The 13980-nt window shown below is 44.2% G+C and carries 15 protein-coding genes; 14 read left to right on the forward strand and 1 reads right to left on the reverse strand.

Annotated elements, in window-relative coordinates; genetic code table 11:
- Positions 1-116: 116 nt before the first annotated feature.
- Together CO686_RS00365 and rpmH are read left to right on the forward strand one after the other, a co-directional pair.
- Positions 117-1331 (forward strand): pyridoxal phosphate-dependent aminotransferase, encoded by a 1215-nt coding sequence (locus CO686_RS00365; protein WP_000666454.1) that lies wholly within the window; start codon positions 117-119, stop codon positions 1329-1331.
- Positions 1332-1475: 144 nt separating this feature from the next.
- Positions 1476-1610 (forward strand): 50S ribosomal protein L34, encoded by a 135-nt coding sequence (rpmH, locus tag CO686_RS00370; RefSeq protein ID WP_000831905.1) that lies wholly within the window; start codon positions 1476-1478, stop codon positions 1608-1610.
- 181 nt (positions 1611-1791) lie between these two features.
- On the opposite strand, the gene CO686_RS00375 is transcribed toward rpmH, so the two are convergent.
- Positions 1792-3636, reverse strand: coding sequence for an APC family permease (locus CO686_RS00375; RefSeq protein WP_096753353.1), 1845 nt, complete (start codon positions 3634-3636; stop codon positions 1792-1794).
- 151 nt (positions 3637-3787) lie between these two features.
- Here CO686_RS00375 and CO686_RS00380 point away from each other — a divergent pair, with 151 nt between their 5' ends.
- The 12 genes from CO686_RS00380 to pflA all read left to right on the forward strand — a co-directional run bounded on the left by CO686_RS00380 (position 3788) and on the right by pflA (position 13971).
- The gene (locus CO686_RS00380) at positions 3788-4561 is read left to right on the forward strand and encodes a TatD family hydrolase (RefSeq protein WP_070534915.1); all 774 of its coding nucleotides are present in this window, start codon (positions 3788-3790) and stop codon (positions 4559-4561) included.
- On the forward strand, positions 4561-5127 hold the full coding sequence (gene rnmV, locus CO686_RS00385; protein WP_070534913.1) for a ribonuclease M5: 567 nt from the start codon (positions 4561-4563) through the stop codon (positions 5125-5127). The genes CO686_RS00380 and rnmV overlap by 1 nt, the downstream gene beginning before the upstream one ends.
- Positions 5128-5234: 107 nt before the next feature.
- Positions 5235-5570: a hypothetical protein gene (locus CO686_RS00390; protein WP_070534910.1), complete on the forward strand. Its 336-nt coding sequence runs from the start codon at positions 5235-5237 to the stop codon at positions 5568-5570.
- The gene (rsmA, locus tag CO686_RS00395) at positions 5567-6439 is read left to right on the forward strand and encodes a 16S rRNA (adenine(1518)-N(6)/adenine(1519)-N(6))-dimethyltransferase RsmA (protein WP_096753354.1); all 873 of its coding nucleotides are present in this window, start codon (positions 5567-5569) and stop codon (positions 6437-6439) included. Before CO686_RS00390 ends, rsmA begins: the two co-directional genes overlap by 4 nt.
- Before the next feature lies 1 nt (position 6440).
- Entirely contained in the window at positions 6441-7319 is an 879-nt protein-coding gene (gene rsgA, locus CO686_RS00400) for a ribosome small subunit-dependent GTPase A (protein ID WP_096753795.1), read from the forward strand.
- Positions 7320-7329: 10 nt separating this feature from the next.
- Positions 7330-7986, forward strand: coding sequence for a ribulose-phosphate 3-epimerase (gene rpe / locus CO686_RS00405; protein WP_096753355.1), 657 nt, complete (start codon positions 7330-7332; stop codon positions 7984-7986).
- Complete coding sequence (locus CO686_RS00410; protein WP_084921562.1) at positions 7949-8611, forward strand: thiamine diphosphokinase; 663 nt, start codon at positions 7949-7951, stop codon at positions 8609-8611. The genes rpe and CO686_RS00410 overlap by 38 nt, the downstream gene beginning before the upstream one ends.
- 1 nt (position 8612) lies before the next feature.
- Positions 8613-9869: a DNA recombination protein RmuC gene (locus tag CO686_RS00415; RefSeq protein WP_172844162.1), complete on the forward strand. Its 1257-nt coding sequence runs from the start codon at positions 8613-8615 to the stop codon at positions 9867-9869.
- Entirely contained in the window at positions 9859-10800 is a 942-nt protein-coding gene (locus tag CO686_RS00420; protein WP_096753357.1) for a 3'-5' exoribonuclease YhaM family protein, read from the forward strand. The genes CO686_RS00415 and CO686_RS00420 overlap by 11 nt, the downstream gene beginning before the upstream one ends.
- A gap of 104 nt (positions 10801-10904) precedes the next feature.
- Complete coding sequence (gene purR, locus CO686_RS00425) at positions 10905-11732, forward strand: pur operon repressor (RefSeq protein ID WP_002874197.1); 828 nt, start codon at positions 10905-10907, stop codon at positions 11730-11732.
- A gap of 66 nt (positions 11733-11798) precedes the next feature.
- On the forward strand, positions 11799-13055 hold the full coding sequence (locus tag CO686_RS00430; RefSeq protein ID WP_096753358.1) for a diaminopimelate decarboxylase: 1257 nt from the start codon (positions 11799-11801) through the stop codon (positions 13053-13055).
- Positions 13056-13176: 121 nt separating this feature from the next.
- Positions 13177-13971 (forward strand): pyruvate formate-lyase-activating protein, encoded by a 795-nt coding sequence (gene pflA / locus CO686_RS00435; RefSeq protein ID WP_049550062.1) that lies wholly within the window; start codon positions 13177-13179, stop codon positions 13969-13971.
- The last annotated feature ends 9 nt before the right edge of the window (positions 13972-13980 follow it).

Below are 13980 nucleotides of genomic sequence, written 5' to 3' on the forward strand. Positions count from 1 at the left end.
GACGGTGAGAACCTAGTCGTTGTGAGTTTTTTTCTTTGCTTGCTCATTTCAGGAAACTTGTCGCAATCCCTTTCTAGTGGTATAATGTTACTATCTCTATGAATTGAGGAAACAAGATGAAAGAATATAACAAGTCTAGTAAGTTAGAGCACGTTGCCTATGATATCCGTGGTCCTGTTTTGGAAGAAGCTATGCGGATGCGAGCAAACGGAGAAAAGATTTTACGTCTGAATACAGGGAATCCAGCAGAATTTGGCTTTACAGCGCCGGATGAGGTCATTCATGACTTGATTATGAATGCGCGTGATAGTGAGGGATATTCTGACTCCAAAGGGATTTTCTCAGCCCGCAAGGCCATCATGCAGTATTGCCAATTGAAGAAATTCCCTAATGTAGACATTGATGATATCTACCTCGGAAATGGTGTCAGTGAGCTGATTGTTATGTCCATGCAAGGGCTTTTGGATAATGGCGATGAGGTCTTGGTGCCTATGCCAGACTATCCTCTCTGGACAGCCGCGGTCAGCCTAGCTGGGGGAAATGCCGTTCACTATATCTGTGATGAAGCTGCAGAATGGTACCCAGATATTGACGATATTAAGTCAAAAATTACTTCCAATACCAAGGCAATCGTCCTTATCAATCCAAATAACCCAACTGGAGCCCTTTATCCTAAGGAACTCTTGTTGGAGATTATTGAGATTGCTCGTCAGAACGATTTGATCATCTTTGCAGATGAGATTTATGATCGCATGGTGATGGATGGGCATGTGCATACGCCTGTGGCGAGCTTGGCACCTGATGTTTTCTGTGTCAGTATGAATGGTTTGTCAAAATCTCACCGTATCGCTGGTTTCCGTGTAGGATGGATGGTCTTGTCTGGTCCTAAGCACCATGTCAAGGGCTATATCGAAGGGCTCAATATGCTATCCAATATGCGTCTTTGCTCTAACGTTTTGGCCCAGCAAGTCGTACAAACTTCACTAGGTGGGCACCAGTCAGTGGATGAATTGCTCCTTCCTGGTGGACGGATTTACGAGCAAAGAAACTTCATTTACAATGCTATCCAAGATATCCCAGGTTTGTCTGCGGTTAAGCCGAAGGCGGGTCTTTATATCTTCCCTAAAATTGACCGCAATATGTACCGCATCGATGATGATGAACAGTTCGTTCTTGATTTCTTGAAGCAGGAAAAGGTTCTCTTGGTTCATGGTCGTGGTTTTAACTGGAAGGAACCTGACCATTTCCGTATCGTTTACCTTCCTCGTGTGGACGAATTGGCGCAAATCCAAGAAAAGATGACACGTTTCTTGAGCCAGTATCGTAGATAAGGGTTTCATAGGGAAAAGCAGGAAACATTTCCTTAGAGCTATTGACAAATAGGTAAGAATCAGATAGAATAGTAAAGTATGTTTAGTAACTGATCACTTTATAGCCGGCTAAACGAATACAAAATCTATGAGGAGGTATTCATCGTGAAACGTACTTATCAACCAAGTAAACTTCGTCGTGCGCGCAAACACGGATTCCGTAACCGTATGTCAACTAAAAACGGTCGTCGCGTATTGGCAGCTCGTCGTCGTAAAGGACGCAAAGTTTTGGCTGCTTAATCCAAACGAATTCAACAAAGAAGTCAGTAGGAACTCGAGTCTACTGGCTTTTCTTTTTATCTTAAAGGGTGCATTGTCCTTGAAATCGGTCATTTCAGATGAAATTCATGGAGGACTCGTTTAAAAGGTCACATACAAAAAACTCAAAACCAGATATAAGTTACTGATTTTGAGTTTTTGTTTATTCTTTTAAGTGATAAGAGTAGCTAGCGACAACGACGTCTTCATGCCATCTGAGAGCGTATTTTAGTTTGAGGCTCATTTGATTGTGCAGGATATTTTGCCAAGGCTTGTTAGGGATAAACTGTGGGACAAGGACTGTAACGGTGTAGTTTTTTTGCTTAGCTTCTTGGGCGATTCGTTTGACATACTTAACGCTAGGAGTGATGATGTCGCGGTAGCTGGTATTGATATTCTTCAGAGTGATATTTGGGAAGTAATCGGCAAATTCCTGAAGGATTTCTTGGTCTTTTTCGGCCGTTTCTTTAGTAGAAATGTGCATGGCCAACACTTCGTCACCGATACTTTGAGCGTAGCTAATGGCTCCGACACTTACTCGAGTAACATTTCCTACTAGGACAAGAACCAGATTGCCATCGTAGGTACGTTTTTCAATTCCTTCGTAGAGTCGCAGTTGTTTTGCCACTTTTTGGTAATGGCTGTGAATGGACAAAAAGAGGAAGGTTAAGACTAGGATAATTGGGAAGAATGGCCAGATATCACCCAGTCTGAAGAGGAGTAAAATGAGAACGATAGCATAACAAATGATGGCCCCAAGGATATTAGCAAAGGCAGGTTTTAAGAAGTTTGCTCCTTTTTCCTTTTTCCAATGACGAATCATCCCAGTCTGAGAAAGGGCAAAGGGAACGAAGACCCCGATAGTATAAAGAGGAATCAAGCGTTCAGTATTCCCGTTAAAAATGAGAAGAAGGATCATAGCTCCAAAAGCCAGAGTTAAGATACCGTTGGAGTAGCCAAGGCGATCCCCCTTTTCCATAAAGAGATGGGGCATGTACTTGTTTTTAGCCATATTGTAAGCCAGCATAGGGAAGGCTGAAAAGCCAGTATTTGCAGCTACAGCTAGAATCAAGGCTGTTGAGAACTGGAAGAGATAGTAGCTAGCATGACCAAAGAATGAATCACCAAGAATGCCCTTGGCCATTTGCGAGAGGATGGTTTCTCCATTTTGAGGAGTGATACCCATCCAGTAGTTTAGGAAGGTAATGCCCGCAAAAAGAAATCCTAAAATGAGCGACATGATGGTCAGGGTCTGAGCAGCATTCTTTTCTTTCGGAGTTTTGAAAAATGGTACCGCATTTGAAATAGCCTCAACCCCTGTCAGAGAGGCAGAGCCACTGGTAAAGGCTCTCAATAGGAGAACGATGGAAAGGCTCGGAACGGTTTGCCCAATGGTTGAAGTCGCCTGGTAGTTTAGGGACCCTGTAAATAGTTGAAAGAACCCATAAAGCAAGAGAAAGACGGTACTGAAGATAAAGAGGTAGACGGGAATCATCAGAGAGCTGGCAGATTCTTTCAAACCTCTTAAATTCAAGAGCATGAGCAGACAGACTAGGAAAATAGAGATATGAAGATTATAGGGATGGAGGGCAGGGATGGCTGCAGTAATAGCATCAGCTCCAGACGCAACGGATACGGCTACTGTCAGCATATAGTCAACAAGGAGGCTGCCCCCTGAAATCAAGCCTAGTTCAGGAGAGAGATTTTCCCGAGTGACCATATAAGCCCCACCACCTTGAGGATAGGCGTGAATAATTTGACGATAGGAAACGGTCAAACTAGCGAGGAGTAAGAGGACAAAAATACCGATAGGGAGGCTCCACCAAATGGCGAGAGGAGAGAGACTGACTAAAACGAGAATGACTTGTTCAGGTCCATAGGCAATAGAAGACAGGGCATCACTGGATAACATTGCAAGTGCCTGCATTTTTCCAAGTAATCCCCCTTCACCATCTGTGAGAGACTTGAGTGGTCGACCGATAAAGGTATATTTTAATTTTCTAAACATTTTCTTTTCCTTTGATGAAAATTTCAATAAGTGTTATTATACTGCTTTGAAAAAAGGCAGTCAAGGGAGAATGATTGGTATTAGAATATTTTTACAAGCCGAGGGATGCTATTTTTGGTATAATAGATGGAAGAAAATGAGGTTAGAAGAGATGATTTTTGATACGCATACACATTTAAATGTAGAGGAATTTGCAGGACGTGAGGAGGAAGAACTTGCCTTGGCTGCTGAGATGGGTGTGACTCGGATGAACATTGTTGGTTTTGACAAGCCGACCATTGAACGTGCCCTAGAGTTAGCAGATGAGTATGAGCAACTCTACGCAACTATTGGATGGCATCCGACGGAAGCAGGGACTTACACAGACGAGGTCGAAGCTTACTTGCTTGAAAAACTAAAACATCCCAAGGTTGTTGCCTTGGGGGAGATTGGTCTGGACTACCATTGGATGACAGCATCTAAGAAAGTGCAGGAGCAGGTTTTTCGTCGTCAGATTCAGCTGTCTAAGGACTTGAATTTGCCCTTTGTGGTCCACACTCGTGATGCGCTAGAAGATACTTATGAGATCATCAAGAGCGAGGGAGTTGGTCCTCGTGGTGGGATTATGCATTCATTTTCAGGCTCTTTGGAGTGGGCTGAAAAGTTTGTGGAGCTTGGCATGACCATTTCCTTCTCAGGAGTGGTGACCTTTAAGAAAGCGACGGATATCCAAGAAGCTGCCAGAGAACTTCCCTTGGAAAAGATTTTGGTAGAAACAGATGCCCCTTACCTGGCTCCTGTTCCTAAACGTGGCCGTGAAAACAAAACAGCCTACACACGCTATGTGGTAGATTTTATCGCGGATTTGCGTGGTATGACGACTGAGGAGTTAGCCGCAGTAACAACTGCAAATGCAGAGCGTATCTTTGGATTGGACAGCAAGTGATGAAAGAAAAAATTTCCCAAGTCATCGTAGTCGAAGGACGGGATGATACAGCTAATCTCAAACGTTATTTTGATGTAGAGACCTATGAAACACGAGGTTCCGCAATAAATGGCCAAGATATAGAGCGGATTCAGCGTCTGCATGAATTGCATGGAGTCATTGTCTTTACAGATCCAGATTTTAATGGGGAACGCATTCGGCGCATGATTATGACGGCCATTCCAACGGTACAACATGCCTTTCTCAAACGAGATGAGGCTGTTCCCAAATCCAAGACCAAGGGACGTTCTCTGGGAATCGAACACGCCAGCTATGAAGATATGAAAACAGCGCTGGCTCAGGTGACAGAGCAATTTGAAAACGAGAACGAGTTTGACATCAGTCGTGGTGACTTGATTCGCCTAGGTTTCTTGGCGGGAGCAGACAGTCGTAGGCGCAGAGAGTATCTAGGCGAACAGCTCCGCATCGGCTATTCCAACGGCAAGCAACTCCTCAAGCGCTTAGAGTTATTTGGGATAACCTTGGCAGAAGTGGAAGAGACTATGGAAAGTTATGATAATAGTTAGATAGCCCAAAAATACAAAGGGAATGTGTTACAATAGAGGTACCTAGATTTATTTCAAGAGATTCATTTTGATAATATTTAAATGGAAATTTATAAGGAAAGAGCAAGATGAAAATACGAGTTGATAGAGAGTCTGTGTGTATGGGGGACGATGTATTGCCTCATGAGACAGAATTTGAGATTCCTGAAGATATGACGGTGAAAGAATTTTTTGACTTTCTAGAAAAGGAACGTTATTTGCCGTCTGTTCAAGGAAATAATGTCGCTTGGGAACTCCGTAATCGAAATAGGGAACAAGGTGTTTATTTTACCAAAACACGAGAGATTATCCATCCAGATGCGGTCTTAAAAGAGATGTTGGAAGGAATTACTGAGACTCCCTTATTTGTTTTGCTCTATCATTATACTCCGGAAGCATATTATATTAGAAAAGAGAATAAATGAGAATTGCAGATTACAGCGTGACCAAGGCAGTGCTGGAGCGTCACGGCTTTACCTTTAAAAAGTCCTTCGGGCAAAATTTCTTGACGGATACCAATATCCTTCAAAAAATCGTGGATACGGCTGAAATTGATGACCAGGTTAATGTTATCGAAATCGGGCCAGGTATTGGTGCTTTGACGGAGTTTTTGGCTGAGCGTGCGGCTCAAGTCATGGCCTTTGAGATTGACCACCGTTTAGTACCAATCCTAGCAGATACTTTACGTGATTTTGACAATGTTACTGTAGTCAATGAGGACATTCTTAAGGTCGATTTGGCGCAACATATCCAGAATTTCAAAAATCCTGAATTGCCGATTAAAGTAGTAGCCAACTTGCCTTACTACATTACGACGCCTATTCTCATGCACTTGATCGAGAGTGGCATTCCTTTTAGCGAGTTTGTCGTCATGATGCAAAAAGAAGTGGCGGACCGTATCTCCGCACAGCCAAATACTAAGGCTTACGGTAGTTTGTCGATTGCGGTGCAATATTATATGACTGCTAAGGTTGCCTTCATCGTGCCTCGTACGGTCTTTGTGCCAGCCCCAAACGTGGACTCAGCCATTTTAAAAATGGTGCGCCGTCCAGGGCCTGCTGTAGCAGTAAAAGATGAGAACTTCTTCTTTAAGGTTTCCAAGGCTAGCTTCACTCATCGTCGCAAGACCTTATGGAATAACTTAACAGGCTACTTTGGAAAGACTGAGGAAGTCAAGGATAAGCTGACCAAGGCTTTGGATCAGGCAGGTTTGTCACCAAGTGTGCGTGGGGAAGCACTTAGCTTGGAAGAGTTTGCCGGTCTAGCTGATGCGCTTAAAGGGCAAGGACTCTAAGATGCAGGGACAAATCATTAAAGCCTTGGCGGGCTTCTATTATGTGGAGAGTGATGGCCAAGTCTATCAGACACGTGCGCGCGGGAATTTTCGTAAAAAAGGCCACACGCCCTATGTTGGGGATTGGGTAGACTTTTCTGCCGAGGAAAATTCTGAAGGTTATATCCTTAAGATTCATGAACGGAAAAACAGTCTGGTCCGTCCGCCTATTGTCAATATTGACCAAGCCGTGGTGATCATGTCCGTCAAGGAACCTGATTTTAATAGCAATTTGCTGGATCGGTTCTTGGTTCTTCTGGAACACAAGGGCATCCATCCTATCGTCTATATTTCCAAAATGGACTTGCTGGAGGATAGGGGAGAACTGGATTTTTACGAGCAGACCTATCGTACTATTGGTTATGACTTTGTGACCAGTAAGGAAGAGCTCTTACCTCTGTTGACAGGGAAAGTGACGGTCTTTATGGGGCAGACTGGTGTTGGAAAATCAACCCTCCTCAATAAAATCGCACCGGACCTCAATCTTGAAACAGGAGAAATCTCAGACAGTCTGGGTCGTGGTCGTCACACCACTCGAGCGGTTAGTTTTTACAACCTCAATGGGGGTAAAATCGCGGACACACCAGGATTTTCATCACTGGATTATGAAGTGTCAACGGCTGAAGACCTCAATCAGGCCTTTCCAGAGATTGCTAGTGTCAGTCGAGACTGTAAATTCCGTAGCTGTACCCATACCCATGAGCCGTCTTGTGCGGTCAAACCAGCTGTCGAAGAGGGTATCATTGCAAGCTTCCGTTTTGACAACTACCTGCAATTTCTCAGTGAAATTGAAAATCGCAGAGAAACCTATAAAAAAGTCAGCAAAAAAATACCAAAATAAGGAGAAACCTATGTCTCAATACAAGATTGCTCCGTCAATTCTGGCAGCAGATTATGCCAACTTTGAACGTGAAATTAAACGCCTTGAAGCAACTGGGGCAGAATACGCCCATATCGATATCATGGATGGTCACTTTGTACCTCAGATCAGCTTTGGTGCAGGTGTGGTAGAGGCTCTTCGTCCTCATAGCAAGATGGTCTTTGACTGCCACTTGATGGTAGCTAATCCAGAGCATCATCTAGAAGACTTTGCGCGTGCAGGTGCAGATATCATCAGCATTCATGTTGAAGCAACACCTCATATCCATGGTGCTCTTCAAAAGATTCGCTCTCTTGGTGTCAAACCTTCGGTTGTTATCAATCCTGGTACGCCTGTCGAGGCGATTAAGCACGTCCTTCATCTAGTTGATCAAGTCTTGGTCATGACGGTTAATCCTGGCTTTGGTGGTCAAGCTTTTCTGCCTGAAACCATGGACAAGGTTCGTGAGTTGGTTGCCCTTCGTCAGGAAAAAGGTTTGAACTTTGAAATTGAAGTCGATGGCGGTATTGCTGACCAGACCATTGCTCAAGCCAAAGAAGCTGGTGCTACAGTCTTTGTAGCAGGGTCCTATGTCTTTAAGGGAGATGTCAATGAACGAGTGCAAACTCTCAGAAAACAACTGGACTAGGGTTGCCGTTTTTGCAGGCGGAGACCGTGGTCATTATCGGACGGATTTTGATTGCTTTGTCGGTGTGGATCGAGGCTCACTCTGGGTCTTGGAAGAAGATCTGCCTCTCACTCTAGCAGTTGGGGATTTTGATTCGGTAACCGCAGACGAACGTCAGTTGATTCAAAAATGTGCCCAACATTTTGTTCAAGCCCAGCCAGAAAAGGATGATACGGATCTGGAATTGGCTCTTTTAACCATCTTTGAGCAAAATCCCCAGGCTCAGGTCACTATTTTCGGTGCTCTTGGTGGTCGGATCGACCACATGCTGGCCAATGTCTTTCTGCCTAGCAATCCCAAGTTGGCACCCTATATGCGCCAGATAGCGATTGAGGATGGGCAAAACTTGATTGCCTATTGTCCAGAAGGGACCAGTCAGCTAGAGCCCCGTTCGGACTATGACTATCTTGCTTTTATGCCAGTTCGGGATAGCCAGCTGACTATTCTTGGTGCCAAGTACGAATTGACTGAGGAAAATTTTTTCTTTAAAAAAGTGTACGCTTCTAACGAATATATAGATAGGGAAGTTGCGGTAACTTGCCCAGATGGCTATGTCGTCGTGTTGCATAGCAAGGACAGGAGGTAGGATGGAGACTGTATTATTACTATTATTAATTGCCAACCTAGCTGGACTCTTTCTGATTTGGCAAAGGCAGGATAAGCAAGATAAGTACCTAGCAAAGAGCTTGGAGGATCAAGCAGACAATCTTTCAGATCAACTGGATTATCGTTTTGAACAAGCCAGACAAGCCAGTCAGCTGGATCAAAAAGATTTGGAAGTGGTTGTCAGCGACCGTTTGCAAGAAGTGCGAATGGAGTTGCACCAAGGCCTGACGCAAGTCCGTCAAGAAATGACAGATAATCTCCTCCAAACCAGAGACAAGACCGACCAACGTCTCCAAGCTTTGCAGGAATCAAATGAGCAACGTTTGGAACAAATGCGTCAAACTGTCGAGGAAAAGTTGGAAAAGACCTTGCAAACGCGTTTGCAGGCTTCCTTCGAGACAGTTTCCAAGCAACTGGAGTCTGTCAATCGTGGTCTTGGAGAGATGCAGACAGTTGCCCGTGATGTTGGTGCACTTAATAAGGTTCTCTCTGGAACCAAGACGCGAGGGATTCTAGGAGAATTGCAACTGGGGCAAATCATCGAAGACATCATGACACCAGCCCAGTACGAACGAGAATATGCAACGGTTGAAAACTCTAGCGAGCGAGTAGAGTACGCCATCAAGTTACCTGGCCAAGGCGACCAGGAATATGTCTATTTGCCGATTGACTCCAAGTTTCCACTGGCAGATTATTACCGCTTAGAAGAAGCCTATGAAGCAGGTGATAAGGACGAGATTGAACGCTGTCGTAAATCTCTCCTAGCAAGTGTTAAGCGTTTCGCCAAGGATATCAAGAGCAAGTATATAGCGCCGCCTCGGACGACCAATTTTGGAGTCTTGTTTGTTCCAACAGAAGGACTTTACTCAGAAATCGTCCGCAATCCTGTCTTCTTTGATGATTTGAGACGGGAAGAGCAGATTATCGTTGCAGGACCAAGTACCCTATCAGCCCTGCTCAACTCCCTATCGGTTGGCTTCAAAACTCTCAATATCCAAAAGAGTGCCGACCATATCAGCAAGACTCTTGCCAGCGTCAAGACCGAGTTTGGCAAGTTTGGTGGCATTCTGGTCAAAGCACAAAAGCATCTCCAACATGCCTCTGGCAATATTGATGAATTATTAAACCGTCGTACCACAGCTATCGAGCGGACGCTCCGTCACATTGAGTTATCAGAAGATGAGCCTGCGCTTGATCTACTCCATTTCCAAGAAAATGAGGAAGAATATGAAGATTAGTCACATGAAAAAAGATGAGCTGTTTGAAGGCTTTTACCTGATCAAGTCAGCTGACCTGAGACAGACGCGTGCTGGGAAAAACTACTTAGCCTTTACCTTCCAAGACGATAGCGGCGAGATTGAAGGGAAGCTCTGGGATGCCCAACCTCATAACGTTGAGGCCTTTACCGCAGGGAAAGTCGTCCACATGCAGGGACGTCGAGAAGTTTATAATAATACACCTCAAGTCAATCAAATCACTCTCCGCTTGCCTCAGCCTGGGGAACCCAATGATCCAGCTGATTTCAAGGTCAAGTCGCCGGTTGATGTCAAGGAAATTCGTGACTACATGTCGCAAATGATTTTCAAGATTGAAAATCCTGTCTGGCAGCGTATCGTTCGTAGTCTCTACACCAAGTATGATAAGGAATTCTACTCCTATCCGGCTGCCAAGACCAACCACCATGCCTTTGAAACGGGTTTGGCTTTTCACACGGCAACCATGGTGCGTTTGGCAGATGCCATTAGCGATATCTATCCTCAGCTCAACAAGAGCCTGCTCTATGCTGGGATTATGCTACACGACTTGGCCAAGGTTATTGAGTTGACGGGACCAGACCAGACGGAGTACACAGTTCGAGGCAATCTCCTTGGGCATATCGCTCTCATCGATAGTGAAATTACCAAGACAGTCATGGAACTAGGTATCGATGATACTAGAGAAGAAGTGGTGCTACTGCGCCATGTCATCCTCAGTCACCATGGCTTGCTGGAGTATGGAAGTCCAGTCCGTCCACGTATCATGGAGGCAGAGATTATCCATATGATTGACAATCTAGATGCCAGCATGATGATGATGTCAACAGCTCTAGCTTTGGTGGATAAAGGAGAGATGACCAACAAAATCTTCGCCATGGACAATCGTTCCTTCTATAAACCAGATTTAGATTAATAATTTAAGAAAAACGAGCATTTTTTACGCAATAATGTTCGTTTTTTTATGTGAATGTGGTATAATGGATAAAATATCAAAATTAAATGGAATGGTAAATAAAAATGAAATTAAGAAGAAGTGATCGGATGGTTGTCATTTCCAACTATTTGATTAATAATCCATACAAACTAACAAGTCTCAATACCTTTGCAGAAAAGTACGAATCTGCTAAATCATCGATTTCAGAGGACATCGTGATTATCAAGCGTGCCTTTGAGGAAATCGAAATCGGCCATATTCAGACTGTGACTGGAGCAGGTGGTGGCGTTATCTTTACACCATCAATTTCTAGTCATGAAGCCAAAGAAATGATCGCAGACTTGCGTGACAAACTTTCAGAAAGCGACCGTATCTTGCCAGGTGGCTACATTTACCTGTCTGATTTGCTTAGTACGCCTGCCATTTTGAAAAATATTGGGCGTATCATTGCCAAGAGCTTTATGGACCAAAAAATCGATGCCGTTATGACAGTAGCAACTAAAGGGGTTCCACTCGCAAATGCAGTTGCCAATGTCCTCAACGTTCCATTTGTCATTGTGCGTCGTGACTTGAAAATTACCGAAGGTTCAACGGTCAGCGTCAACTATGTTTCAGGTTCCAGTGGTGACCGCATTGAGAAAATGTTCCTTTCAAAACGCAGTCTCAAGGCAGGCAGTCGTGTCTTGATTGTGGATGACTTCTTGAAAGGCGGCGGAACTGTCAACGGGATGATTAGTCTCTTGCGTGAATTCGATTCTGAACTAGCTGGTGTCGCAGTCTTTGCAGACAATGCCCAAGAAGAACGTGAAAAGCAGTTTGATTACAAGTCACTCTTGAAAGTAACTAATATTGATGTTAAGAACCAATCCATCGATGTCGAGATTGGAAATATCTTTGACGAAGACAAATAAGAGATAGAACTAAAGGTTGGAACGCTTGTCCCAGCCTTTCTTTGCAAACAGAATAGAAGGATGCTTATGAAAACACCATTTATCAGCCGTGAAGATTTAGAAACAATTGTTGCAGAGTTCCCGACTCCCTTTCACTTATATGACGAGAAGGGGATTCGTGAAAAAGCAAGAGCCGTCAACAAGGCCTTTTCCTGGAACAAGGGCTTTAAGGAATATTTTGCAGTCAAGGCCACTCCAACCCCAGCCATCTTGAAAATCCTCCAAGAGGAAGGGTGCGGTGTGGACTGCTCTAGTTATGTAGAGCTCTTGATGAGCCATAAACTGGATTTCCCCGGTTCTGAGATCATGTTCTCTTCTAACAACGCGCCTGACAAGGAATATGCCTATGCGCGTGAGTTAGGTGCGACCATTAACTTGGATGCTTTTGAAGACATTGAACATCTAGAGCGAGCGGCAGGCATTCCAGAAATTATCTCTTGTCGTTACAATCCTGGAGGTGTTTTTGAACTGGGTACCGACATTATGGACAATCCAGGAGAAGCCAAGTTTGGGATGACCAAGGACCAGCTTTTTGAAGCCTTTGCGATTTTGAAGGAAAAAGGAGCCAAGACTTTTGGGATTCACTCTTTCCTAGCATCCAATACTGTCACCCATCTCTACTACCCAGAGTTGGCTCGTCAGCTTTTTGAATTGGCTGTTGAAATCAAGGAAAAGTTGGGCATTTCACTAGACTTTATCAATCTTTCCGGCGGTATTGGTGTCAACTATCGCCCAGACCAGGAGCCAAATGATATCGCTGTGATTGGTGAAGGGGTGCGTAAGGTTTATGAGGAAGTCCTTACGCCAGCAGGTCTTGGTCAGGTTAAGATTTTCACCGAATTGGGCCGCTTTATGTTAGCCCCTCACGGAGCTCTCGTCACAAGAGTCACTCATAAGAAAAAAACCTATCGTACCTATCTGGGTGTGGATGCATCAGCAGTCAACCTCATGCGCCCAGCCATGTATGGAGCCTACCACCATATCACCAATCTGACTCATACAGATGGACCAGTGGAGGTGGTAGATGTGGTTGGTTCACTCTGTGAAAACAATGATAAATTTGCAGTGAATCGCGAACTACCTCATACAGAAATCGGTGATTTGCTAGTGATTCATGATACAGGTGCACATGGATTCTCCATGGGTTACCAGTACAATGCTAAACTACGATCGGCAGAAATCCTCTATACCGAAGAAGGCAAAGCCCGTCAAATCCGCCGTGCAGAGCGTCCTGAGGACTATTTCGCAACCTTGTATGGTTTTGATTTTGAATCGGATCAGTAAAAGAAATTGAAAATGAAAGTGAAAAACAGATTGCTTTCTAAAAAATAGACAAAAAAACCTTGTTTTTCACCTTACTCGTGATATAATAAAACTATAAAACGGTTTCAAGGAAGGTGACGATATGTCTGAAGAAACAATTGACTATGGACAAGTGACAGGAATGGTGCATTCGACAGAGAGTTTTGGGGCAGTAGATGGCCCTGGGATTCGGTTTATTGTCTTTTTGCAAGGTTGTCAGATGCGTTGCCAGTACTGCCATAACCCCGATACATGGGCTATGGAGACCAATAAATCACGAAGACGGACAGTAGACGATGTTTTGTCAGAAGCCCTTCGCTACCGTGGATTCTGGGGAGACAAAGGAGGAATCACTGTTAGTGGAGGAGAAGCTCTCTTACAGATTGATTTCCTAATTGCCCTCTTTACCAAGGCCAAGGAAAAAGGAATCCACTGTACCTTGGACACCTGTGCCCTTCCATTCCGTAACAAACCACGTTATCTCGAAAAGTTTAATAAACTCATGGCGGTGACAGACTTGGTTCTCCTGGATATCAAGGAAATCAACGAAGAACAGCATAAGATTGTCACAAGCCAAACCAATAAAAACATCTTGGCCTGTGCCCAGTACCTATCAGATATCGGGAAGCCTGTTTGGATTCGCCACGTTCTCGTACCAGGATTGACAGACCGTGATGAAGATTTGATCGAACTTGGGAAGTTCGTAAAAACCCTCAAAAACGTTGACAAGTTTGAAATCCTACCTTATCATACGATGGGAGAATTCAAGTGGCGTGAACTTGGGATTCCTTATTCGCTTGAAGGGGTCAAACCTCCAACAGCAGACCGTGTCAAGAATGCCAAGGAATTGATGGATACAGAAAGTTACCAAGATTACATGAAACGTGTTCATGGATAAAAAAGAAGC

This window comes from Streptococcus oralis (assembly GCF_002386345.1).
Classification (GTDB): Bacteria; Bacillota; Bacilli; order Lactobacillales; family Streptococcaceae; genus Streptococcus; species Streptococcus oralis_S.

What these genes read in the sequence shown, in the direction of transcription:
- rsgA (WP_096753795.1), top strand. Translation starts at nt 6,441, where the DNA reads ATGCAGGGACAAATCATTAAAGCCTTGGCGGGCTTCTATTATGTGGAG.
- CO686_RS00375 (WP_096753353.1), bottom strand. Translation starts at nt 3,636, where the DNA reads ATGTTTAGAAAATTAAAATATACCTTTATCGGTCGACCACTCAAGTCT.
- purR (WP_002874197.1), top strand. Translation starts at nt 10,905, where the DNA reads ATGAAATTAAGAAGAAGTGATCGGATGGTTGTCATTTCCAACTATTTG.
- CO686_RS00430 (WP_096753358.1), top strand. Translation starts at nt 11,799, where the DNA reads ATGAAAACACCATTTATCAGCCGTGAAGATTTAGAAACAATTGTTGCA.
- rsmA (WP_096753354.1), top strand. Translation starts at nt 5,567, where the DNA reads ATGAGAATTGCAGATTACAGCGTGACCAAGGCAGTGCTGGAGCGTCAC.
- rnmV (WP_070534913.1), top strand. Translation starts at nt 4,561, where the DNA reads ATGAAAGAAAAAATTTCCCAAGTCATCGTAGTCGAAGGACGGGATGAT.
- CO686_RS00380 (WP_070534915.1), top strand. Translation starts at nt 3,788, where the DNA reads ATGATTTTTGATACGCATACACATTTAAATGTAGAGGAATTTGCAGGA.
- CO686_RS00390 (WP_070534910.1), top strand. Translation starts at nt 5,235, where the DNA reads ATGAAAATACGAGTTGATAGAGAGTCTGTGTGTATGGGGGACGATGTA.
- CO686_RS00365 (WP_000666454.1), top strand. Translation starts at nt 117, where the DNA reads ATGAAAGAATATAACAAGTCTAGTAAGTTAGAGCACGTTGCCTATGAT.
- pflA (WP_049550062.1), top strand. Translation starts at nt 13,177, where the DNA reads ATGTCTGAAGAAACAATTGACTATGGACAAGTGACAGGAATGGTGCAT.
- rpe (WP_096753355.1), top strand. Translation starts at nt 7,330, where the DNA reads ATGTCTCAATACAAGATTGCTCCGTCAATTCTGGCAGCAGATTATGCC.
- CO686_RS00410 (WP_084921562.1), top strand. Translation starts at nt 7,949, where the DNA reads ATGAACGAGTGCAAACTCTCAGAAAACAACTGGACTAGGGTTGCCGTT.
- CO686_RS00420 (WP_096753357.1), top strand. Translation starts at nt 9,859, where the DNA reads ATGAAGATTAGTCACATGAAAAAAGATGAGCTGTTTGAAGGCTTTTAC.
- CO686_RS00415 (WP_172844162.1), top strand. Translation starts at nt 8,613, where the DNA reads ATGGAGACTGTATTATTACTATTATTAATTGCCAACCTAGCTGGACTC.